The sequence below is a fragment of the Candidatus Eisenbacteria bacterium genome, assembly GCA_016930695.1.
In the GTDB taxonomy this organism is placed as follows: domain Bacteria; phylum Orphanbacterota; class Orphanbacteria; order Orphanbacterales; family Orphanbacteraceae; genus JAFGGD01.
The window spans coordinates 124362-146991 of sequence record JAFGGD010000049.1 but is presented as its reverse complement, the minus strand read 5'-3'; the positions used below and the strand labels follow the sequence as shown (position 1 = coordinate 146991).

The window sequence follows — 22630 nt, the reverse complement described above, 5'->3', positions numbered from 1 at the left end:
TGGAAGGGACCGGACAACAACGGGGGAAAAAGCATAAAATACAAAGATTCGGGGCGTGGCGCAGCCCGGTAGCGCACCTGCTTTGGGAGCAGGGTGTCGCCGGTTCAAATCCGGCCGCCCCGAGATTGATGACAGGTTCGGGGAGTGGAGAGCGGATTCCGATCGAGTCGTATCGGAACCGACTCGCTCGGAACGCCGGTCGGAGGCGTTCCGGGGATCCGGCCGCCCCGATTGTTGCGGTTATCAAGGATCGTCTGGTCGTGACTCGTTCGTTACGGGAGGATCCCCATGGGCGTCGAAAAGAGAGAGATTCGGGGAAAGATGGAGGTGGCCGGCCTGATGGGACCGATCTGGTTCGCCGGCTGGCTCTTCACGGTCGGCTTCGCGCACCTCTCATTCGGCAAAGGCTTGCTGGGATTGGTCTTGTGGCCCTACTATCTCGGGTCCACCCTCGGATGACCGTTGCGGGCACTGTGTGCTATCGTCAGGCGGGGCGCCCGTAGCTCAACGGATAGAGCAACGGACTTCTAATCCGTAGGTTGCAGGTTCGATTCCTGCCGGGCGCGGTCTCTTTCCCTCTTGTCCCTACCACTCCCTTGGCGTAGTATTTTTCCTCTCGGATGGTGGGCGTAGCTCAGTCGGTAGAGCCCCAGACTGTGGATCTGGTTGTCGCGGGTTCGATCCCCGTCGCTCACCCCATTCGACCGTTTCCGGTCCTCTCGACAGGAGGAGAGCGGTGCGCTGTCCCTCCCGAAGATTCCTGCCGGCGTTTCTTCTCGTCTTCTCCGCCTCTTTCCAATCCGTGTCGGCCGATTTCGTGGGGCTCGATCGGAATGGCGATCTCCTGTGCCACGCGGATGACATGGGCCTCGCCGAGGCGGTCGTGGGCGACACGATCGTGTTCGATCTGTTCTTTCGCGACTTCGAAGATCCCCATTACCTCGCCTGCGCCTTTTGCGTCCAAAACAAGGATCTGGTGACGGATCCCCAGTTCGAGTTTCACATCCAGAACGATTGGATCCCCTCCATGTTTTACGATACCGGAGTCAGTGGGCCGGGGGACGGATTCCCCTCCGACCCGATCATCGAGGCCTATCCGAACGCCCGTTGCTGGTTGGCCGCGGCGTTCGCCCGAGCGCCCGACGGACAGGCGATGCCCATGCCGGTTCGTTTCGGAACCTTCCGGATCCGTGTGTCCGAGGAGGGGTGCGTCGGTTTCGTTCTGGATGGAAGGAACTGTTGGTGGCAACGCTGGTCCGGTGGGAGCGGCACATTCGCGGATCCGGGAGAAACCTGTCCCCCCTTTTCCTGCGGTGGGCCGTCTTCGACGGAACGGGTCGACTGGGGGCGGCTCAAGACGCTCTTCCGCTGAACACCCCCTTCCGGGGCACTCGCTTACTTCCCGCTCTTCTCCATGGTAACCAGACGCACGCCCGCGCGGTGGATCTGACGGAAGGTTCCTCCCTGGCCGAGGACACGCAGGACCGCGTCGATGTCGGTCACAACCGATCCGGAGAGGAGATCCACGCCGTGCCCGTGGAGGACCGGCGAGAGAGGGGTGCTCGGCCCGAGGAGAAGCACCGTGGCCTCGGGGCGCACCATTCTCAAAAGCGCTTCCAGGCTCCCGTTCAGGAGAGTCATTCCGGTGATCGCCGCCACGTCGGCCGCCGGGAGAACATCTCCCGCGCGGTCCGCCGGCAGGGCGCCCTCGCGGGGGCGCCGGTCCAGAACGATCAGCTCCCCCACCCTTTTCCGGAGCGCTTGCGTGAAGGGAAAGCTCCCGATCAGAACGACCTTCCGTCCTTCGCCCCTCTCGGCGATCACCTCGGAGGCGTTCCGGTCGACCCAGGCCTCGGGCCGTGGGGGAAGGAGGGCGTTCAGCGCCGCCGCGCCCACGCTCCGCCGGACCGGTTCCCTCTCCGGGTCCGATCGAAGCCAGCCGGCGACCTCCCGTGCGTCCATCCCCTCGATCCCGCCCGCCTCCGGAAGGTCGGGCCCTCCGGCGTGGTCGTGGGGCGAGGCGAGTGTGGAGGCGAGGCCGCAGCGGAGGCCGGCATCGGTTTCCGCGACGACCCCCGTCCAGTGGAGGCCGATCCGCGCCCGGCGGAGCCGCCCATCGGGAAGGTCTTCGAGTAGCTCGTCGATTAAGTTCACGGGGTGATCCTCGGGGCGGGCGCCCTCAGCGGCCACCCGCGCGACGGAGAAAGGCGGCGGAAGGCCGGGAGCCCCCCGCCGCCGTCCGCGGCATTGTATCACATCGCCTATTCCGTTTCCGGATTCTGCTGCTGGGGGGGCGGCCCCTCCGGTCCCTGGGGGTAAGGATAAGGTCCGGGCCCCCATCCGGCGCCCCATCCGAAACGGCGACCCCAGGCCATTCCCATGCCGCGGCCGAAGCCACGACCGAAGCCACGCCCGCGGCCCCAACCGCCGCCGCGCCTCCAGGCCATCCCCATGCCGTAACCATAGCCGTACCCCTGCCATCCGGCGGGGGCGTCCGGGGCGTCACCCATTTGGGGCGGCTGCGCAGGCCCCGCGCCCGGGGCGCAGCGTCCCATTCCCCAACCGGTACGGGGTCCTTCGCCCCTCGGTCCCATTCCATTGAATCCAGGCATCTTCTGCCTCCTTTCCCGGCCGGTCCCTCGCGGGGCGGCCGGAATTCCGTTTTCGTTCGTTCTCGGTTCTTGTCGGCGGTGCCGGGCGCTCGGACGGCGGCTAGCCGCGCGGGCGCCCATCCCCGCCGTGGAACCGTCTCCTTCTCCCCCAGCCGCGGCCGTGACCGCCTTGCGGTGGGAGGGAGGGGCTCTCGTCCACCACGCCTCCGGCGATTTCGATCGCCTTGCCGTTCACCAGCGCGTCCCCGACGACGCGGCGCGCCTCGGCGATGATCCGCCCGAAGGTAGCCCGCGAGACGCCCATCCTGTCCGCCGCGGCGTCCTGGTAGAGCCCTTCCACGTCGGCGAGCCGGATCGCCTCCAATTGATCGAGGGTGAGCACCACCCTCTCCGTCCGTCCTGGGGGGGAGCCGAGAGGGTGGTAAACCCGGCCGCCGAGTCCCTGCATGATTCTTCTCGGTCTGTGCGGTCTGGGCATCTCGATCCTCCGGTTATAAGCATATGCTCATTACTGGTGATCGTCAAGGGGGGTTTTTCGCTTGAGCGGAAGGTTTTTCACTTTCCTCGCGCCCCACGTTTTCGGTGCCGGACACTCACTCCCTTCACCCAAAGAGGATCCGGGACCGAAGGGCTCTCCCCGTCCGCGATCCGTCCTCGGCCAGATAGGCCGAAACACGCCGATCCATGTCAACGTAGACAAGAGAGCCACCGTCTTAATGGGTGTGCGGCCGCGCCCGCGGCGGTCCGGTCTTCCGATCATTTCCGACCCTTCTCCCGCGCCCTCTTCGGCGCAGGTGGAGCGGCTCGTCCAGGAAGGAGAATCTCATGCGAAAGGTCCTCGTCATCGGCGCGGTGGTCGTGGTCGTCGCCATCGGCGCGGTTTTCGTTTCCCGCGGCGACTCGAGCGAGAACGGAGGGTTTACCCTCGTCCCGATCGATCGGGGGACGATCGTCGACAAGGCGCTCGCCACCGGCCAGATCGTTCCGGAGCAGGAGTTTCAGGTGAAGTCGCAGATCAGCGGCATCGTCCGGACCTGTTTCGTCGAGGTGGGGGATCGCATCGCCGCCGGCGACCGCCTTCTGGAGATCAATCCGAACCCGACCCCGCTGGAGCTGACCGAAGGGGAGAGGAACGTGGAACTGGCGGAGATCAACTTCGATCGGGCCCGGGCGGAATACGAAAGGACCCAGTCGCTCCAGAAAAGCGGACTCGTCTCTCAGGACGATTTCGACGCTTCCCGCAAAGCGTACGATCAGGCGCGTGTCGGCTTCGAGCTTTCCCGGGAACGCCTCGCCCTTCTCAAGGAGGGAAAGATCCACAACGCCGAGAGGAACGTGGACTCGATCATTCGCGCCAAATCGACGGGCACGGTGTTGGAGCGGATGGTCGATCCGGGGGACCCGGTGGTGCCGCTCACTTCCTACCAGGCCGGGACCGCTCTTCTCACCATCGCCGACATGGACCGCCTTCTCTTCGAGGGGACGGTGGACGAGATCGACGTGGGGAAGCTCTCCGAGGGCCTGCCGGTCCGGATCAACGTGGGCGCTTTGCCCGACGCGGCGATAGTCGGCCGTCTCACCCGGATCGCTCCCAAGGCGACCGAGGATGACGGCTCGACCCTCTTCGACGTGGAAGTGGAGATCGAGGACCGCGGCGGGGCGCTCCTCCGCGCCGGCTACTCCGCCAACGCGGACATCATCATCCGTGAAAAGAACGACGTGCTTCTCGTGCCGGAGAGGCTTCTGGTCTTCGAAGGGGAGAAGGTTTACGTCCATATGCCGCCGGATCAACCGGGCGGCGAGCCGGTGCGCCGGGAGATCACGATCGGCCTCAGCGACGGTCTGCAGGCGGAAGTTCTCTCCGGTCTCGAGGATGGCGAATCGGTGGTCCAAATGCCGGCGCGGGAGATCTAGGCGGAACCCATGCTGCGTGGATACCTCAAACAATTTTTGCGGGATCTTAGGGCGCAGAAACTCCGTCTCGCGCTCACCCTCTTCGGGATCGTCTGGGGAACCACGGCGGTCAGCCTGCTGCTGATCTTCGGCGAAGGCCTGCAGGAACACATCGATCTTTCCATGAGGGGGCTCGGTGAAAACATCGTGATTTGTTTCCCCTCGAGGACAAGCGCTCCCTGGCGGGGACTTCCCAAGGGGCGTCGCGTGCGGATGACCGCCGAGGACGTGGACCTTCTCCGGCGGGAGATCCCGGAACTGACCGGTGTGAGCGAAGAATTCCGCGTCCACACGTTGCGGTTCAAAGTGGGCCGAACGACGGTGGTCCCCGGCTTCATCGGCGTCTCCCCCGAGTTCGGCGAAATCCGGAACGTGCTCGCCGAAGAGGGAGGCCGCTTTCTGAATCCGCTCGATATGAACCAACGCCGCCGCTCCATTTTCATCGGCGACGAGTTAAAGAACGATCTCTTCGGCGGCCAGGACGCGATCGGCCGGTACGTGCAGATCGGCGGCGTCCCTTTCCAGGTGGTCGGCGTCATGCGTCCCAAGAGCCAGGACATGAACTACAACGGCCCGGACGAGAACAAGGCGTTCATGGCGAGCGAAACCATGCGGTCCATGTATGGCAATCAATACGTGAACAACTTTATCATTCAGGTCGATGACGCCTCCGATGTCGAATCGATGATGCGGAAGGTGCGGGAGGTGCTCGCCCGCCGGTTCCGTTTCGATCCCGACGACGAAGAGGCGATCATGATGTGGGACACCACCGAGTTCCGCCAGTTCCTGAACACGTTCTTTCTTGTTTTTCGCGGCTTTCTCGGCGTGACCGGCGTGCTCACTCTGGTGGTGGGAGGGATCGGCGTCAGCAACATCATGCACGTGGTGGTGGAGGAGCGGGCCAAGGAGATCGGGATCAAGATGGCCCTCGGGGCCAAGAGGCGCTATGTGATCGGCCAGTTCCTCTTCGAGACGGGATTGCTCACCGTTCTCGGCGGCGCCCTCGGCCTCGCCGTCACCTACGCGATCGTCCGGGCCGTCGCCCTCTCCTCTCTGCAGGAACACATCGGCACACAGGTGATGTCCCCCACCGCGGTGGGGATCACGACGGCGGCGCTCGGCGTGGTCGGCATCCTCGCCGGTTATTTCCCGGCGCGGAACGCGGCGAACCTCAAACCGGTGGAGGCGCTTAGGTTATGACCCACGGGCCGGGACTCGTCTTCCGTCTCTTCGCACGAACCGCGCGGGTACAGCGGAAGCGCATGGGGATGACCGTGATGGCGATCGCCTGGGGAACCATCTCCATCATCCTGCTTCTCTCCTTCGGCGAGGGGATGAAGCGGAGCATGAACGAAGGAAGGCGCGGGCTCGGCACGGGGATCATGGTGGTTTGGGCGGGCGAGACGAGCCGCGCCTACGCCGGATTCCCGGCGGGGCGGCGGATCTGGACGCGGCCGGACGACCTGGATCTGATCCGTGGCAGCATCCCCGAGATCGCTCAGATGAGCGGAGAGATGATCCGCTGGGGAACCCAGCTCACCGTGGGCCGGAAGACGCTGAATAAAAAAGTGATCGGCGTGCAGCCGGAGTACGGCGACATGCGCGCCCACTTCCCCGAGCCGGGGGGGCGGTTCATCGACCGTTTCGACGAGGAGCTGAAACGCCGCGTTCTCTTTCTGGGCTTCACGGTCAAGAGGGAGCTTTTCGGTGACGAGGAGGCGGTGGGGAAAACGGTTCTATTGAACGGCGCCCCCTTCACCGTGATCGGCGTGATGAAGGAGAAGCGGCAGATGGGGATGTACGGCGGTCCCGACGAGAACCACGCCGCCATGCCCTTCAGCACCTTCCTGGCGATCTTCGGCGATCCTTACAACGACGACATCGTGATCCGGCCGCGAACGCCGGAGCAGACCGAGTTGGTCGAACGGCGGGTGCGGGAGGTGCTCGCCTCCAAATACCGTTTCGACGCGGAGGATCAGAGGGCGCTCAACATCTGGGACGTGGGGGAATCGGCGCGGCAGATGAACGCCATGATGCTCGGCATCCAGATTTTTCTCGGGATCATCGGCGGTCTCACCCTGCTGATCGGCGGGATGGGCGTGGCGAACATCATGTATGCGGTGGTGCGGCAGAGGACGCGCACCATCGGAGTGCAGATGGCCCTCGGCGCGCGCCGGGTATGGGTGATGGGGCCGATCGTCTTGGAGGCTGTCGTGCTGACCGCTCTGGGCGGCGCGATCGGCGCGCCCGTCGGCTACGGCATCGTCCGCGCCGTGGCGTTCGTCGTGAGCCGGAGCGACAGCGAAGCGCTCGCCTTCATGGGCGAGCCGACCTTCTCGCTCCCCATCGCGCTCGCCACGGTTCTGTTGCTCGGGATGGTCGGGCTGCTGGCGGGGTTTTTTCCCTCCCGCAAGGCGGCGACTGTTCAGCCCGCGGTGGCGCTCCGGTTCGAATAAGAAAGGTGTGAACCACATGTTCGGTTTCGGCGGGAAACGGAAAAACGGAGATTCAACGGGCGGCTCGAACGGCGCGCTGATCGATCTGCAGGGGGTCGGCAAGGCGTACCGGACCGGGGCGATGAAGGTGATGGCGCTTCGCGGGATCGATCTCGCCATAGGGCAGGGCGAGTTCGTCTCCGTCGTCGGCCCCTCGGGCTCGGGAAAATCGACGCTCATGAACATCGTGGGATGTCTCGACACGCCGACGGTGGGATCCTATCGCCTCCGCGGAGAAGAGGTGGCCGGCTTCGGCGCGGACCGCCTCGCGGAGATCCGGAACCGGAGGATCGGTTTCGTCTTCCAGAACTTCAATCTGCTTCCCCTCATCAGCGCCTACGAGAACGTGGAGATGCCGCTTCTCTTCAAGGGGATGCGGACGAGGGAGCGCCGGGAACGGGTGGAGCATCTCTTCGAACAGGTCGACCTGGCGGACCGGATGAATCACAAACCGACCGAGCTTTCGGGAGGACAGATGCAGCGGGTCGCCATCGCCCGGGCTCTCGCCTGCGAGCCGGACATCATCCTCGCCGACGAGCCGACGGGAAACCTCGATTCCGGCGCCGGCAAGGACATCGTCCATCTCTTCGAGGAGCTGTGGGAGAAGGGGCACACGATGGTGCTGATCACCCACGACGAGTTCATCGCCAAGAGAACCCGCCGGATCGTCCAGCTTCACGACGGCGCCGTCTCCTCCGACGAACGGCAATAGTCACGAAAGCGGGAGCCAGTAGGAGATCTTCAGGCCGAGGAAGTGATCCCCTTCGCTCGTGATGCTGTCGACCAGATCCCGTCCCCCCACGAACCCCGACGGGTTTTCTTCCGCCTCCCGGTTCTGCTGCCAGACGAGGTAGAGCGTGCTTCCCGGGCGCCACTCCCATCGGAGGACCACGTTGCTCCGGAAGGAGAGAACCCGGAAATCCCTATCACCGAGGACGAACTGGGCGTCTCCGTCGGTGACGGTCCGGGAGCCGTCCTCGCTCCCGGCGATCGTGGTTCCCCCCTCTTCCCCGTACACGATCAGGTTTCGGCTTCCGGCGGCTTCCAGTTCCCCGAATTCGTAGTATCGCCCGCTCGCGGCGAAGGGCTCGGCGTACGCCTCGAGGGTGAGGTCCGGATGGAAGGCGTACGTCAGCCGGAACCGCGCCCTCGCCGTGGACCGTTCGATCCGCGAGAAGACGTAACGCTTCCCGTAGGTTTCCTCGCGGCCGCCGTCGATGGTCGCCACGTACTGCCGGGGTTCCTCGGTGCGGCCGTAATACGGCTCGAGGGAGAACTCCCAGCGCCCGCCCGTCCGGACCGATAGGGTCGCCTCCGCTTCGCGCCTCCACCCGCCCGTTTCCCACCAGTAGCAGGCGGCCCCGATTTCCCCGCGGACGTCGGAGGCGTGGTTGGTCGAGCCGCCGATCCACGCGTTGTGGAGCCGCAGTGTCTCCATGAGAGGCCCGCCCCGGGTGAGGGAGTCGCTCTTCCGGCGCGGCCCGATGTAGTAGCCGCACCAACTCGTCCAATGGTTCCGCCAGGTCACGTTCGCGTTGATTTCATGCCCACCGCCGACGGCGTCGCCGCCGTAGTTCCACGAGCGCAGATTGTAAAGGCCGATGGAGTAGTCGCGCAGCAGCGGGCCCGGCGCGGTCTCCCGGTAGCGAAGGCTCGCCCGCGCGTCGATGTCGTCCGCCGATTGCAGTTCACCCAGATCGTTCAGCTCGAAACCGGGAGACTCGAAGGAGACGCTCCCTTCCCAAAGCCAGTGTCTCCCGGCGTTTTTCTCCAGCTCCAGCGCGAAGGCGTGGCCGGTGAGCGACGTCCGCGAGGAGTCGAGATCGACGTGGTCCGCGTCGGGGCGCTGATAGTAATGGGCGCTCGATCTTTGGACGCGAAGGATCGCGGAGGAGTCCCCGCGCACGTGACTGAAGCCGACATGCCCGGTGAGGGCGTAGGCGTGGTCCCCGAAACGCCACGTCCAGTCCGCGCCGCCGGTGACGGCGCTCCGGACCAGCTCGGAGGCGACCGGCTCGCCGTCGCTCATGTCCCGTCCGGCGCCGGTCAGCATGAAACCCCACGTGGAACCCTCGTCGCCGAACTCCTGCTGCAGGCGGAGCACGCCGTACCCGGTGAGCGGTTCCGTCTTGACCCGTGAGAAGGCGCCCGTCGACTCGGTGTAGACGCGGGCGTATTCCCGGGCGGTGACGGCGCCGAGGGCGCCCAGGGAGAGGCCGCGGTTCAGCCGGCCCGTCAGCTTGGCGGCGCCGAGGATGGTGGCGTTCTGCGGCGCGTCCGCGTAGTCCCCCTCCGCGTCGAGATGGGGGGCGGCGCCGATGCGCCGGGAGTAGAAGTAGTCCGGCCCCTCGCCTCCGAGGAGGCTCGATCCCTCGATGAAAAAGGGGCGGCGCTCTTCGAAGAAGGTCTCGTAGGCGGTCAGGTTGACCTCCGCCGGGTCCGCTTCCACCTGGCCGAAGTCCGGATTCACCGTCCCTTCGAGGGTCAGGTTCGGCCCGAGCCCCATCTTGAAATCGGCGCCGGCGCGCGTCGCCGTTTCCGTTTCGTCCCGGAAGGGATCGGCGTCGTCCACGCCGCCGGTGATGTTCGCCTCGGCGGCGAAATAGGGGATCACCTCCATCCGGCTCGAGGGGCGGATCCCCTCGATTCCGGCCAGCTCGCCGAAGCGGGAGGCGTAGCCGCTCTCCTCCTTCGGGATGAGCGCCCAGTAGGCGTCCTCGTTCCGGTCCGGCATCCATCGGTTCAGGTTGAGGCCCCACACCTGTTCCGGGTGGTCGCGAAAGCGGAGCTGCGAGAAGGGGATCCGCATCTCCGCGGTCCACCCTTCGCCGCTCCGCGCGGTACGGGCTTCCCAGACCGGGTCGAAGGAGTAGTCCCGGCTCTGCTCCTCATCCTCGGGGTGATGGTAGTCGATGCGCACCCCCGCGGCGGTGACGGCGAACGATACGGCCGTGCGGCGGTCGTGATAGGTGTCGAAGGTGACGATCAACCGTTCCGCGTTCCCGGAGTTGTCCCGCCGCGCGACGGCGGCGCGGATCGCGCCGGGGTCTTCGGTGAACAGGCGCGCGCCCACGTAGAGCGCCTCCCGGTCGTAGAGGAACGCGACCTCGGTGCGGCGCGTGGAGGGGGCGCCTTCGTCCGGATCCTTCTGCAGGAGGTCGCCGGTGAATGCCGCGGTTCGCCACGCCGCTTCGTCGAGGCGGCCGTCGACCCGGATCGCGCCCGCCTCGACCGGTTCGGCCCGGGCGGCGCGCGCGGGCGGGCCGTCTTCGGCTCGAAGAGGCGCGGCCGGAGCGGCGCAGAAGAGGATCAGCGCGAGAAGGGACGGTGCGGTTTTCCTCGCTGTCGGCACGGTTCGTTTTCTCCCTGTTTGGGGGCGCGGTCGTCCCCGACGGGGATCGGCGCGCGAGGTGGGAGACGCGCGGAGCCGCTCGGGTGGGCATTCTTTAACCGGATCTTAACAGAACCTGCGATACAATATAAAGACGCCGAAGATCCGAATCTCTCGCCGATCCCCCATCCCCGAGCGGGAGGGAGCCGAAAGGAGGTGCGCGATTCCGCCGAAGAAACCGCATGTCGTGGTGATCGAGGACGAGCCGGACATCGTCGAGGTCATCGCCTATAATTTGAGCCGAGAAGGATTCATCGTATCCCCCGTGTTGAACGGCGAAGAGGGGCTGCGGAAGGTCCGGAAAGAGGCGCCCGATCTGGTGCTTCTCGACCTGATGCTTCCGGGCATCGACGGCGTGGAGATCTGTAAGAAGCTCAAGTCGGATCCCGGTACCCGCGGCATTCCGGTCATCATGGTCACCGCCAAGGGGGACGAGAGCGACGTGGTGCTGGGCCTCGGCGTGGGCGCCGACGACTATCTGACCAAACCCTTCAGCCCCAAGGAGCTGGTGGCCCGCGTCAAGGCGGTCCTCCGCCGCGGCCCGGTGAAGGAAGGCGTGTCCGGAGAAACCCGCATCCGGGTGCGGAACGTGGTGATCGACGTGGGGCGCCACGAGATCACCATCGGCGGCGAGCGGGTCGATTTCACCCACACCGAGTTTCGCCTTCTCGGCGTTCTCGCCTCCCGGCCCGGATGGGTCTTCAGCCGTTACGAGCTGCTCAATCAGGTCGTCGGCCCGGACACGGTGGTGATCGACCGGAGCGTGGACGTGCATGTCAATTCGATCCGCAAGAAACTCGGCAGACATCGCGACCTGATTCAGACCGTCCGCGGCGCGGGGTACAAATTCCTGGAGGTCGCCGAATAGGTGTTCGTACGATCCCGTCTTCTCTGGAAGCTCTACGCGGGCTACGTCACCCTGATCCTGGGCAGCGCCTTCATCATCGGCGCCTTCGTCTCCCGCGGAATCGAACGCGACTCCATCGCTCGGACGCGCCGCAATCTCGAAGCGGAGGCGATCCTTCTCCGCGAGATCTCATGGAAGGCGCTATCCGGGGAGCGGGATCCTTCCCTTCAGGGCCGCGTTGAGGACCTGGGCGGCCGGATCGGGACACGTTTCACCGTGATCCGTTCCGACGGCGTAGTGATCGCCGATTCCGAGATGGACCCGGCGCGGATGGATAACCACGGGGACCGGCAGGAAGTGCGCGCCGCGCGCGGCGGCGAGTCGGGCACCGCCACACGATTCAGCGACACCGTCGGCATGCGGATGATGTATTTGGCCATCCCGGTGCGCCGCGGCGATCATCTTCTCGGCTTCGTCCGCGCTTCCCTTCCCCTCACCGACGTGGACCGGCGGCTCGGGCAGATCCGCGCCGTCGTGGTTCTCACCGTGGTGATCGCGTCGGCGCTCGCGCTCCTCATCGGATTCTTCCTCGCCCGCCGCGTCACCGAACCCCTGGTCCGCATGACCCGAGCCGCCATGGCCGTCGCGGGCGGCGAGTACGATCATCCACTCGAGATCCTCTCCAATGACGAGGTGGGGGATCTGGGCCGCGCCTTCAACAGCATGATCGAGCAGCTTCGGGCGCGGATGGAGACGATCGTCCTCGACCGGAACAAGGTGGTGGCGATCCTCTCCAGCATGGTGGAGGGGGTGATCGCCGTGGACCGTTCCGAAAAGGTCCTTCACATCAACTCCGTGGCGGCGCGGATCATCGGCGCCGACGCGGACCGGGCGGTGGGCCGGCGGATCTCGGCGGCCACTCACGTGCGGACCGTGAGCGAGCTGCTCTCCCGCACCATGCGGGAGGTGCGGGACCTCACCTCGGAAACGCGGGTCGTGTCGGGCGGGGACGAGCGGTTCATCGAGATGAAAGCCTCCCCGCTCCGGGACAGGGACGACCGGCTCGCCGGCGCGGTGCTGGTGCTCCACGACGTGACGGAACTCCGCCGCCTGGAAGCGATCCGCAAGGATTTCGTCGCCAACATCTCCCACGAGCTGAAGACGCCGGTCACGGCGATCCGGGGACTCGTGGAGACGATGATCGACGACCCGGAGATGGAGCCGGCGAGGTCGCGCGACTTTCTCGGCCGGATCAATGAGCAGACGGCGCGTCTCACCAACCTGGTCACCGATCTGCTCGCGGTTTCCCGGCTCGAATCGAAGGACGGCGCGGCGGATCGCGAGCTGGTGGACCTGCGTGTCCCGGTGCGGGAGTCTCTGGAGGGCCTTCTGCCGGTCGCCCGTTCGAAGGGGCTTCATTTGGAAACGGGGATACCGGAGTTTCCCCTGCCGGTTTCGGGCGACGCGGAAGGGCTCCGGCAGATCGCCGACAACCTGCTCGACAACGCCCTCAAGTACACTCCCGCGGGGGGAAAGATCTGGGTGCGCCTGCGGGACGACGGGAGCGCGGTGACCCTCGAGGTGGAGGACACGGGGATCGGCATCGACAAGGAGCATCAGGCCCGTATCTTCGAGAGGTTCTACCGCGTCGACAAGGCCCGTTCCCGGCGGCTCGGCGGAACCGGGCTCGGTCTGGCGATCGTCAAGCATCAGGCACTCGCCATGGGCGGATCGGTTTCCCTGGAGAGCACGCCCGGCGCGGGGAGCGTCTTTCGTGTCCGCTTCCCCTCCGCCGCGCCGCGCCCCGCTCCGCCCTCCCCTCCGTCGCTCTTCGAATCCGGGAACTGATCGCGGAAAACGCCCGCGCCGCGCTCCGACCCGCCGCCGCACTCTCCTCCGGACGGGAGAGAAAAGGACCGTTCCGTTCGGAGCGGTCTCGTGAACGAGTCGCCGGCGATCCGTCGGGCCTTAATCTTTATACATATATACTTTCCAGCGCCCATTCCGCTCGGCGATGGTCTTCACCTGGTCGATGACGATCTCCTCGCCGGTCCGGGTGAAGGCGTGGATTTCGATTCCCTTGTAGAGGTTGAAATTGGTGTACTCCGCCAAGCCGGTGACCACTTGCGCCCAGCCGAAGAGAAGCTCCTTGCCGCCGTAGGCGGTTCGGAGCTCGACGATGCCGTCCAGCGTGTTCCCCTTGTGGATCAGCCAGGCGTCGTTCGAGGTGATGTTGGTGAAGGGGCGGCTCGTAGGGAACTCGGGCCAGAAGAGGATGTCGAACTCCTCCTTGGTGACCACCAGCCGCCGGAGCGCCGTCTCGGTGTCCTCCTCGATCGCCTCGAGCACCGCCCGGGCCACATCGTCCACGGAATCGTAATACCACCCCTCCAGTTCGTAGTCCTCCATCGGTTCGACGAGCCTCCGCCCGCGGTAGACCGATTCGATCTCCGGGTCCCTCTCCTTGGCCGACAGCGGATGGCCGTCGATGAGGGACTCTCTCTCCCTCGGGACGCCCATCGGCGCCTTGGGAATGATGTCCGCCTCCGGCGGTTTCGGCGGGGGCGTGAAGGTGGTCGAGTCGGCGGCGGGGACTTCGCCGGAGCCGCTCTTCTCGGCGCCGGCCGCCCGATCCGCCGCCGTCAGGGCGAGCGCGGCGAGGGCGAGGGTTGCGCAGATTCTCCAAAGTCCGTTCCTCATCTCATGCTTCCTCATCGATCCGTCGACCTTACGAGCCGTAGGAGAGGGAGAGGGAGATCTTCCTTCCCGATTTAGCGCTGTAGGTGATCGGATCTTCGATGTCGCCGTCCAGCTCGAAGCGGACGTCGTCGTCCAACAGGTTCTCGATCGCCACCTTGAGGTGCGCGCCACCCAAGAAGGCTCGGCTGAAGGTGAAATCTAGGCTGTGCCGGGGTGTCTCGTACACGTCCGGCATCTCGTAAAGGCCCACCTGGGCGAGACGTTTCCCGAACAGGTTGTAGAGGATCGAGGCGTTCGTAACGCCCTTGGGGCTCGAGTAGAAGAGGCCGAGATTGACCACGTAATCCGACTGCCCCTGCAGGGGGCGTTCCTTGTTGTTCGCCACGCCGAGCCGGCCGGTCTTGGTCTCCGAATTCACACGCGTGTAGTTGCTGTAGAGCCCGAGGTTCCGGAGCGGCGAGGCGATCCGGCCGAGGCTGAACCGCGCCTCCAGCTCGACGCCGGTGAGCCGGCCGTCCTCGCCGTTCTCCGGGATGAAGACCGGGTTCTCGCCGCCGATGACGCTCTCCTCGATCGGATCCTTCATCTCCTTGTGGAAGGCGGAAAAGGCGAGGAGCTCCGTGTAGCCCGGATAGAACTCGAAGCGGAAGTCGTAGTTGTGAAGGATCGCGCGCTCCAGCTCGGGATTCCCCGTGCGGAGCCCGTAGGTCATGAAGTCCACCATCGTGAAGGGGGTGAGCTCCCGCAGATCCGGCCGGTTGAGGGTCTTGCTGTAGGCGAGTCGGAGGTTCACGTCCCGGTGGGGCGTGTAGGTGCAATTGACCGACGGGAGGGCGTCGGCCGTCTTCAGCTCCGCGACGTTGTCCTTCGCGGTCGCGATCAGCGGTTCCCGCGTGACCGCCTTCTGGTCCGACCACTCCCACCGGATTCCCGTCACGAGGCGGACCCGGCGGTGCACCGGCATGTCGACCATCCAGTAGGCCGCGTCCAGGTCGTGGTGGGCCTGGTAGCGGTCGGTCGCCTCCGTCTCCTCCTCGATGTGCCACTTGTTCCGCTCCCTCACCAGGCCGATGTTCTCGTCCGCCAGGAGCATCTCGGGATCGGTGGTGAAGTCGTAGTCGCCGGTCTGGCTCGGCTTGTTGTAGTTGAACCGGCGGGTCCAGCTCTCCCGGTCCTTGTTCATGTGGGACCAACCGATCTTGAACTTGCTCTCCAGCCCGCCCCATTGATCGAAGGGGAAGGTCCAGTCGAGCTTGTAGTCCCTCTCGTTCTCGTCCATGTAGGAGAAGAGGCGGGTGAGTTCCTGCGCGTTGGTCCGGCCGACGTACATCCAGGTCGCGACCGAGTCGCCCGGCGGCACCCGTTCCTCGTACAGATAGGTCCGGCGGTCCGGTTCGTTCCTCTCGGCGTAGGAGTAGCCCGCCTCCCAGTGGAGCCGCGAATCCTTCCTCCAGCCGGGGAGGGTGTGGTCCATCCCGACCGAGGTCGTCCAGAGCCCCCGCTCCACGAAGCGGAGCTGGGTCGACTTCTTCGGCACGCTGAGGCTGGTGTCCTCGCCGTCGTAGACGTTGACCTCGTCCTCGGCGCTCCGGTTGTACATGGTGCGGAGGTGGAGCGTGTGGGCGAGTCCGAACCGGTAGTTGGCGTTCAGCATGCTCCCCCAGAGCACCGACGCGGTGGACGCCTCCCCCTCCAGATCGAGCCTTCTATTCAGATTGCCCGCTCCTCCTTCATAGAGACGGCTCTGATACTGCTTGGTGGTGAAGCCGTTTCTGAGCGAGGCGCTGCCGATGAATCCGAGCGGTCGCCCCAGGAAGAGAATCTCGTCGCCGTAGGAGCCGCTGAAATTATAGGCGGGAGACGCGTCTTCCGTGCGGGGCGACCATGTGTTTTCGAAAGAACGGCCGAGGGCGATGAACTCCTCGTCCGTGAATTCGCTGGGATGGAGGATCGAGGTTCCCCCCTTGATCAGCTTGTCCGAGGCGAGTTCCTCCACCAGGTCCGGGAGGGCGCGCTTGCCTCCGCTGAAGCCGAGCCAGTCGTATTTCCCCCCGTCGTAGGTGAGGAATCCGCTTCCCGTGGTCCCCTCCCGGTATCCGCTGGAGAGGGAGAGGGACCAGGTGCGGCGGCCGGGGAAGTCGCGGGTGTTCACGTCCACCACGCCGCCGCCGAACTCGCCCGGCTGGTCCGGCGTGAAGGTCTTCTGGACGATCACGTTGTCCAGCATGCTCGACGGAAAGAGGTCGAGCGGGACCACACGCTTGTTCGGCTCCGGCGTGCCGATGGTGTTGCCGTTCACCTTGGTGGAGTTGTAGCGCTCTCCGAGGCCGCGTACGAAGACGTAGCGGTCGTTCACCACCGACAGGCCCGTCACGCGATGGAGGACCTCCGCGGCGTCCGAGTCGGGGGTGCGCTTGATCTGCTCGGCGCTGACGCCGTCGCTCACCGCGGCGGCCTTCTTCTGTCGGGAGAGGATGGCGGTCTCCGTCCCCTGAATCGCGTCGGCGGTCACCCGCACCGCCTGGGCGCGGACCGCCTTCGGCGTGAGGGAGACGTTCAACGTGAGGATCTCGTTCTCGCCGACGCGCACCTCGGTGACGTCGGTCGTGCCGAAGCTGATGTGGCTCACCTGCAGCCGGTAGAGGCCCGGCCGGGCGGGGATCCGGTAGCCGCCGTCGGCGTTGGTCATCCGGTTCGCGACGGCGGTCTCCACCGCGGGATTCGCGGGATCGGGACGGAAGAGGACCACGTCGACGAAGGGGATCGGGTCGCCCGTCTCCGAGCTGACCACGCGTCCGATGACGCCTCCGCCGCGCAGGGGGGCGGCTTCCGGCGTGTCCTGAGCCGCCGCGGCGGCGGGGAGCAGGAGAAGGGGAAGGATCGCGGGGGCGATCCGTTTCGCGAACGCCCGAAAGAGCGCGGCGCGCGAGGTGGTTGTCATTGAACGGCTCCTTCTCATGACGGCCACTCCTAACGGGAACGGAGACTTACGACGAGCGGACCTTCCCCGGCGGGCCGGTCCGCGGGACAGGGACGGAAACCCGGCCGAACCGGCCGAGGGGAGGGCGGCGCGAGCGGGTTCCGGTCCTTGTCGAGCGGCGTTCATGACGCCCCTTCCTTCCATGGCGAAAGGCTGTTGCCTTTCCGATTCCCTGCTGTTTCGGGAGCCGCCGGTCCGGCCGGCGCGATCCTGAGGCGAGGGGAGAGCCCTCGAAGGGGCCCGGATCGCGGGGCTTTTCGCAACCGGTTTTCGGGCGGCTCCATCCGATTCCCGGTTTTTGCTCTTGCTTCGCTCGATGGGGGGGCGGCCGTCGCCGCCCCCCCGAGTGGAACGGTTCGTCTCTCGCGACAACGCGCGGGTGGGGAGCCCGACGTCGTTACCGGAGGACGGTGAACCGTCCGGTTACCGGCCCGTTGCTGGTATCGAGCCGATAGAAGTAGACACCCGAGGCCATGTCGGAACCCGGGGTCCAGGTCACCTGATGCTCGCCGGCGGCGTAACCGCTGTCGACGACCTTGTCCACCTGACGGCCGCGGGCGTCATAGACCGTGAGGGTGGTGTGGCCGGCCGCGGGGAGGCGGAAGAAGAACTTCGCCTTGTCGCGGACCGGGTTCGGCGAGGTGTGGGTCCAGGCGGTCATGGTCGGACGGGCGTCGGCGCCGTCCGCCATGTCCACGCCCACCGCGGCGCCGCAGTCGTAAGCCGGCACCTGCGGGTTGGCGCCGCGGGCGCAGGACTGGCTGTGCTCGTAGCGGACGCCGTGGTTCGGGTAGTAGGCGATGATGCTGTTGAAGATCGCCGCGTCGGTCCCCCGGCGGAGGTGGATGCCGTAGGTCGGCGAGGCCGCCGTGGTGTCCACCTCGGGACCGATGAAGGTGCAGTTGGCGATAAGCGGGTTGGAGCGGCAGCAGGCGTTGAAATCGTACTCGCTGTTGTCCGCCTCGATTCCCTTGTCGCCCTGGAACCGGTATTGTTGGATCACGGCGAACTGGACGGTGCCGCGGAAGCCGAGCTGCCAGTCCACGCCGTCGTCGCCGCCGCCGCAGCCGACCAGGTGGTGGGCGTTGGCCTTGCCGCCGAAGAACTCGAAGAGGTCGTCCTTGCCCATGAAGGCGTTCAGGTAGGAGAGGCGGGTCTCACAGCCGACGCCGTTCCAGGTGAAGCAGTTCAGCTCGTTGTCGGTGGCGATGTCCACGCCCGAGTATTGGACGCGCACGTACTTCAGCTCGCCGCTGTCGTCGCAGTCGTTGGAGCCGCAGTAGAAGCCGGCGTTCCCCCCCTCGGAGGCGCAGGAGTCGGTGTCGGTGAGGCAGCCGTCGCAGTCGCAGTTCGACGCAGCGCCGCCGTGGATCACGATGCCGCCCCAGCCGCCGACGGTCGGCGGATCCAGGTCGGTGGTGGCGACGATCGGCTGGTCCTTGGTGCCGATGGCGTAGATCTTGGCGCCCCGGTTGATGGCCAGGAAGCCGGCGGAAGCGTTCTCACCGATGATCCGGGTGCCCGGCTCGATGGTCAGGGTCGTGCCGGAGGGAAAGCTGACCTTCCCCTGGAGCACGTACACGGAGTCGGCGACCCAGGTCTGGGTGGCCTGCACGCCGGTCCGGAAGGTGAAGTAGTTCAGGGCCGGAAGGGGGCCGCCGTAGTGGGTGGCGAAGGCGGTGTCGCAGATCCAGCCGCGGGTCCAGTCCTCGCCCATGCCGAGGGGCGGGATCGCGCCGCGGTAGCAGACCTGCTCGAACACACGCTCGCAGTCGCAGGTGTCGCAGTCGTCGGCGACCACGTGCTCGATCGTGGCGATGCAGTCGTGCCAGCCGCTGGCGATGCTGGTGGAATCGACGACCCAGTTGTTGCCCGGGTAGAGCGGATTGCCCACGAACTTGGGATCCACTTCGATGTCGTTCCAGAAGGACTCGTAGACGAGCTGGGTGCCCAGGCCGCCGCACTGGTCGCGGACGACACCGCCGTTGTTCCAGATGATGTTGCCGTCGAAGGTGTGCTGCGCATGGGCGGATCCCATGCCCATCGCGAGCATCCCCAGCGTCAGCAAGGCGATCTTCCACTTCATTCTCACTCTGCCCTCCGTTTTTCTCATTTTGGTTTCGGGGTGGGAAATTCGGCGCGTCGTTCAGCGTTCCCGTTTCCCGAGGGCGCGCGTTCTCCGGGAAACACGCACCATTCTAAGGGGGTGAAGAAACGAAGGCACGTCATGCTCTGATTAAACCGATCAAGCTTGGAAAAGCCCCGTTAACTTTCCGTTGGTTCCGTTAAGAATCCGCCCGCCTTTGTCGGGATCCGGTTAAGACGACGAGGGCGGCCGTCCTCGGATCGGGTCGGGGGGACGCCGGAAGTGGACGGTGCGGCCCCGAGGGCCGGCGGGCGCGGCGGCGCGGCTTCTGCTATAATTAAAGGCAACAAACCACCGCACTCCCGACACCCGAACCGGAGCCGAACCATGACCGCAAGGACTGGCGTACGACTTCTCGCGACGCTTCTTCTCCTTTCCGCCGCGGCCGTTCCCGCCGGCGCCGACCCGGTGCACACCACCTACCTGTGGCACATGCACCAGCCGATCTACTGGCCCGATCCGTCGACCTGGACTCCCGGCGAATACGAAACGGCCTATGAGACGATCACCCTCGGCCACTCCCAGTCGGACGTGTTCGACGTGTTCAACAAGGACGACCGGGTGCGGGACTATCAGGATTACCCGCGGATAGCCCTCTCCACGGTGCTCGATCTCCCCGACGCGGGGGCGCAGGTGAGCTTCGCCTCGGCGCTGGCGGAGAACCTCTTCTCCCTCGGCGACAACGGATGGAACGGGGGGCGCTACGCGCCGGACTGGTACCGGTGGTATCGCGAGGCGGCGGGATGGACGACGAGCGGCGGGCGTACCCGCTGCGACATGGTGCTCGTGGCGGCCCATCACCCGATCGCGCCGCTGATGGACGAGAACGCGTTCCGTATGGAGCTGAAGGTCGCGAAGGCGCTCCGCTCCGCCATGTGGGGGAGCGCGCCGGCGACGAAGGGGTACTTCCCCGCCGAGACCTGCTTCTCCGAAAGACTCATTCCGGTTCTCGCCGGCGAGGGAACGGAGTGGGCGATCGTGGCGAACACGCATCTCTCGCGGGCCTGCGCCGATTACCCCTACGCCGCGAACGAGGACAACTGCGACCCGCCCAACCCGGCGGACCAAACCAATCCCGCCGCGGGGGACTGGAACTCCATCTACATCAGCCGCGGCGTGACGGTGAAGACGGCGCTTCCCTTCGGGCATCAACCGCACTGGGCGCGTTACGTCGATCCGGAGACGGGTTCGGAATCGCGGCTCGTCGTCCTCCCCGCGGCGAACGCCATGGGGTGGGACGAGGGGTACGGCCTCTACGGCACCGGCCAGATCGACGCCATCGCTCCCTACAACGACCCGTCGAAACCGATGCTGATCCTCTTCGCCCATGACGGCGACAACGCATGGTCCGGCGGTTATTCGTACTTCAATGAAAACGTGACTTCCTTCTGTCACGGCGCGGCAACCGCCGGCTACGAGCCGACCACGATCGAGGAATACCTGGCGGACCATCCGGTGGACTCCTCCGACGTGGCGCGCGTGGAGGACGGCGGATGGGTGAACGCCGACGGCGATTTCGGCTCTCCGCAGTTCATCAACTGGAACTGGCCGCTCGTGAACTCCTCGGGCCAGTTCGACATTCCGAACGGATGGGCGGAGGACGAGAGGAATTGGGCGGTGCTCACGGCGGCGCAGAACCGGGTGGAGACGGCGGAGGCGATCCAGGGCGCGGCGGATCCGGCGCGCGTGGCCGATCCCTCGACCGGAGCGAACGACGCGGAGACGGCGTGGCACTTCCTCCTCGCCGGATACGAGAGCGGCTACATGTACTACGGCGTCGCCCTCGACATGGAGATCAAGGCGACCCTCGCGTGCAACGAGGCGACGGACCGCGCCGACGCGGTGATCGCCACCGGGAGCGACATGGTGCCGCCCACGATCTGGCTCCCGCAGCGCCTTCCCTGGAACCCGGGCGGTTTCGGCGGAGGCTCGCTCTGGGGATATCCGGGCGGGCAGGGGCTCGCCATGGACCGGGACTTTCATGTGTGGACGTTCGTCCACGACGTGAGCGGGATCGACTCGGTCGTTCTCCGCTACCGGATCGACGGCGACGGCGTGAACGACCCCGCCACCGACGTCAACGAGACCTACGCGGGGGGCGCCGGCGTGGGCGCCTGGACCGGCCTCTTCATGAACCGTCGCGTGATGCCCCTCGGCGATCCCTACAATAATCCTGAGATCGACTTCAGCGTCCTGCCGAATTACATCGCGGACGAATACTATGTGGAGGTGACCGGCCTCTCGGAGCAGCTCGTCGATTACTATGTCGAGGCGACGGATTCTCTCGGCCTCGTGAAACGCTCGCCGATCCAGCACGTCTGGGTGGGGAGCGGTTCCGGGAGCGGCGGAGGCGACGTCGCGACCTGGTCGCCGGAGGAGCCGGTCGCCGGCGAAACGCTCCAAATCATCTACGACGCTCGCCCCGGCGCGCTCGCCGACGACACCGACCCGGTTTACATCCACATCGGCCACAGCTGCTGGCAGGAGGTGCTCTCCCCCGATCCGGCGATGACCCTCCTTCCCGGCGATACGCTTTGGACCTATACCTATTCGATCCCCTCCGCGGCGACGAGCGTGGACTTCGTTTTCAACGACGGCGCCGGCGGCTGGGACAACAACAACGGCGCGGACTGGCACGTGTCCGTCTCCGGGGGAGGCCCCTCCGGATTCGTGATGGACGGCGCGGTCGACGCGGGGGCGACGTTCCTCGCCGAGGCGGGAGGGACCAGCCTCTGGGTCGCCCACGACGCGGAGCGGCTCTACGTCGCCGCGACGGGCGCCTCCGGCCTCGACCGTTTCCTCCTCATCGCCGCCGAGAGCGCCGCCGTCGCCGCACCCTGGGCGAAGGGGGGAACGGTGCACGGCAAGGAATACTTCCTCGCCCGGGAGAGCACCAACGGCTGGCACGGCTGGTTCGATTCGGGAGAGAACGTCTTTTCCGGCGAGTCCGCCTCCGGCGCGGTTCTCGAGGGGACTCTTCTCCGCTCGCTTCTCGGCGGGGCGGAGACGGTGCGGATCGCCGCGGCGCTCTACGGAAACGCCGACGGCGGCGCCCTCTCCGGGCAGGCCCCCGGCGCGGTCCAATCGAACGGCGACGTGGAGTGGAACGAGTACGCGGTCTATTCCATGACGTCGACCGGCGTGGAGGGCCGGCCTCTTCCGGAAGAGAGGGAGGAAGCGCTCTTCTTCGCGCCGCCGACCCCTTACCGGGTCGGTTCGGCGATCCGCTACCGGGCCCCGGAGGCGGGCCGCGCGCGGGTGAGCGTCTACGACGTGCGCGGGCGTCTCGTGGCGGTCCCTCTCGACGAGGCGATCCCCGCGGGCGAAGGCGCCTGTCGTTGGGACGGCCGGGACCGTTTCGGACGAACTTCCCCCTCGGGCGTCTACCTCTGGCGCTTCGAAGCGGCGGGCCGCGCGGCGAGCGGCAAGATGGTGTTGATCCGTTAGGGGCCGAGGAAAAAAAATCCGCGCTCTTGCGCGAGGTTCTTCTTCTCCACCGCGCGGGC

The 22630-nt window shown here is 66.2% G+C and carries 16 protein-coding genes and 3 tRNA genes; 12 read left to right on the top strand and 7 right to left on the bottom strand.

The genetic code is table 11. The features are described from left to right. Positions 1–49 precede the first annotated feature (49 nt). From JW958_12305 to JW958_12285, 5 genes are all read left to right on the top strand, one after another. A tRNA-Pro gene (locus JW958_12305) sits at positions 50–123 on the top strand. Positions 124–288: 165 nt separating this feature from the next. Next, positions 289–459: a hypothetical protein gene (locus JW958_12300; protein MBN1827032.1), complete on the top strand. Its 171-nt coding sequence runs from the start codon at positions 289–291 to the stop codon at positions 457–459. 34 nt (positions 460–493) lie between these two features. Beyond that, a tRNA-Arg gene (locus tag JW958_12295) sits at positions 494–566 on the top strand. Between the two features lie 57 nt (positions 567–623). Beyond that, a tRNA-His gene (locus tag JW958_12290) sits at positions 624–699 on the top strand. Positions 700–736: 37 nt separating this feature from the next. Further along, on the top strand, positions 737–1372 hold the full coding sequence (locus JW958_12285; GenBank protein ID MBN1827031.1) for a hypothetical protein: 636 nt from the start codon (positions 737–739) through the stop codon (positions 1370–1372). A 23-nt stretch (positions 1373–1395) separates the two neighbouring features. Here the strand turns inward: JW958_12285 and JW958_12280 are convergent, their stop codons facing one another. The 3 genes from JW958_12280 to JW958_12270 form a co-directional block, all read right to left on the bottom strand. Beyond that, on the bottom strand, positions 1396–2154 hold the full coding sequence (locus tag JW958_12280) for a DUF364 domain-containing protein (protein MBN1827030.1): 759 nt from the start codon (positions 2152–2154) through the stop codon (positions 1396–1398). Positions 2155–2261: 107 nt separating this feature from the next. Then, complete coding sequence (locus JW958_12275; protein MBN1827029.1) at positions 2262–2612, bottom strand: DUF5320 domain-containing protein; 351 nt, start codon at positions 2610–2612, stop codon at positions 2262–2264. A 100-nt stretch (positions 2613–2712) separates the two neighbouring features. Further along, a complete protein-coding gene (locus JW958_12270) occupies positions 2713–3090 on the bottom strand; it encodes a DUF134 domain-containing protein (GenBank protein ID MBN1827028.1) in 378 nt (125 codons plus the stop codon). Between the two features lie 347 nt (positions 3091–3437). Between JW958_12270 and JW958_12265 the strand changes: the two genes are divergently transcribed. From JW958_12265 to JW958_12250, 4 genes are all read left to right on the top strand, one after another. Then, positions 3438–4526: an efflux RND transporter periplasmic adaptor subunit gene (locus JW958_12265; protein ID MBN1827027.1), complete on the top strand. Its 1089-nt coding sequence runs from the start codon at positions 3438–3440 to the stop codon at positions 4524–4526. A 9-nt stretch (positions 4527–4535) separates the two neighbouring features. After that, the gene (locus JW958_12260; protein ID MBN1827026.1) at positions 4536–5765 is read left to right on the top strand and encodes an ABC transporter permease; all 1230 of its coding nucleotides are present in this window, start codon (positions 4536–4538) and stop codon (positions 5763–5765) included. After that, on the top strand, positions 5762–7021 hold the full coding sequence (locus JW958_12255) for an ABC transporter permease (GenBank protein MBN1827025.1): 1260 nt from the start codon (positions 5762–5764) through the stop codon (positions 7019–7021). Before JW958_12260 ends, JW958_12255 begins: the two co-directional genes overlap by 4 nt. A 76-nt stretch (positions 7022–7097) precedes the next feature. Next, positions 7098–7772 (top strand): ABC transporter ATP-binding protein, encoded by a 675-nt coding sequence (locus JW958_12250; protein MBN1827024.1) that lies wholly within the window; start codon positions 7098–7100, stop codon positions 7770–7772. Here the strand turns inward: JW958_12250 and JW958_12245 are convergent, their stop codons facing one another. Then, positions 7773–10412 carry a carbohydrate binding family 9 domain-containing protein gene (locus JW958_12245; GenBank protein MBN1827023.1) on the bottom strand — a complete coding sequence of 880 codons (2640 nt, stop codon included), beginning with the start codon at positions 10410–10412 and terminating at the stop codon, positions 7773–7775. It abuts the gene before it with no gap. A 202-nt stretch (positions 10413–10614) separates the two neighbouring features. On the opposite strand from JW958_12245, the gene JW958_12240 reads away from it, so the two are divergent. Together JW958_12240 and JW958_12235 are read left to right on the top strand one after the other, a co-directional pair. Next, a complete protein-coding gene (locus tag JW958_12240) occupies positions 10615–11319 on the top strand; it encodes a response regulator transcription factor (GenBank protein MBN1827022.1) in 705 nt (234 codons plus the stop codon). Further along, positions 11320–13146 (top strand): HAMP domain-containing protein, encoded by a 1827-nt coding sequence (locus tag JW958_12235; protein MBN1827021.1) that lies wholly within the window; start codon positions 11320–11322, stop codon positions 13144–13146. Positions 13147–13266: 120 nt separating this feature from the next. Here JW958_12235 and JW958_12230 read toward each other — a convergent pair whose 3' ends face one another. The 3 genes from JW958_12230 to JW958_12220 form a co-directional block, all read right to left on the bottom strand. After that, positions 13267–13998, bottom strand: coding sequence for a hypothetical protein (locus JW958_12230; protein MBN1827020.1), 732 nt, complete (start codon positions 13996–13998; stop codon positions 13267–13269). Positions 13999–14026: 28 nt separating this feature from the next. Continuing rightward, positions 14027–16939, bottom strand: a complete 2913-nt coding sequence (locus JW958_12225; GenBank protein MBN1827019.1) for an outer membrane beta-barrel protein — start codon at positions 16937–16939, stop codon at positions 14027–14029. 436 nt (positions 16940–17375) lie between these two features. Next, a complete protein-coding gene (locus tag JW958_12220) occupies positions 17376–19064 on the bottom strand; it encodes a T9SS type A sorting domain-containing protein (protein MBN1827018.1) in 1689 nt (562 codons plus the stop codon). Between the two features lie 387 nt (positions 19065–19451). Between JW958_12220 and JW958_12215 the strand changes: the two genes are divergently transcribed. After that, positions 19452–22571, top strand: a complete 3120-nt coding sequence (locus JW958_12215) for a hypothetical protein (GenBank protein MBN1827017.1) — start codon at positions 19452–19454, stop codon at positions 22569–22571. Positions 22572–22630 lie beyond the last annotated feature (59 nt).

Excerpts from the sequence above, each read along its gene's own strand:
- JW958_12300 (MBN1827032.1), top strand. The coding sequence starts at position 289 with ATGGGCGTCGAAAAGAGAGAGATTCGGGGAAAGATGGAGGTGGCCGGC.
- JW958_12275 (MBN1827029.1), bottom strand. The coding sequence starts at position 2,612 with ATGCCTGGATTCAATGGAATGGGACCGAGGGGCGAAGGACCCCGTACC.
- JW958_12270 (MBN1827028.1), bottom strand. The coding sequence starts at position 3,090 with ATGCCCAGACCGCACAGACCGAGAAGAATCATGCAGGGACTCGGCGGC.
- JW958_12265 (MBN1827027.1), top strand. The coding sequence starts at position 3,438 with ATGCGAAAGGTCCTCGTCATCGGCGCGGTGGTCGTGGTCGTCGCCATC.
- JW958_12260 (MBN1827026.1), top strand. The coding sequence starts at position 4,536 with ATGCTGCGTGGATACCTCAAACAATTTTTGCGGGATCTTAGGGCGCAG.
- JW958_12255 (MBN1827025.1), top strand. The coding sequence starts at position 5,762 with ATGACCCACGGGCCGGGACTCGTCTTCCGTCTCTTCGCACGAACCGCG.
- JW958_12230 (MBN1827020.1), bottom strand. The coding sequence starts at position 13,998 with ATGAGGAACGGACTTTGGAGAATCTGCGCAACCCTCGCCCTCGCCGCG.
- JW958_12225 (MBN1827019.1), bottom strand. The coding sequence starts at position 16,939 with ATGACAACCACCTCGCGCGCCGCGCTCTTTCGGGCGTTCGCGAAACGG.
- JW958_12220 (MBN1827018.1), bottom strand. The coding sequence starts at position 19,064 with ATGAAGTGGAAGATCGCCTTGCTGACGCTGGGGATGCTCGCGATGGGC.
- JW958_12215 (MBN1827017.1), top strand. The coding sequence starts at position 19,452 with ATGACCGCAAGGACTGGCGTACGACTTCTCGCGACGCTTCTTCTCCTT.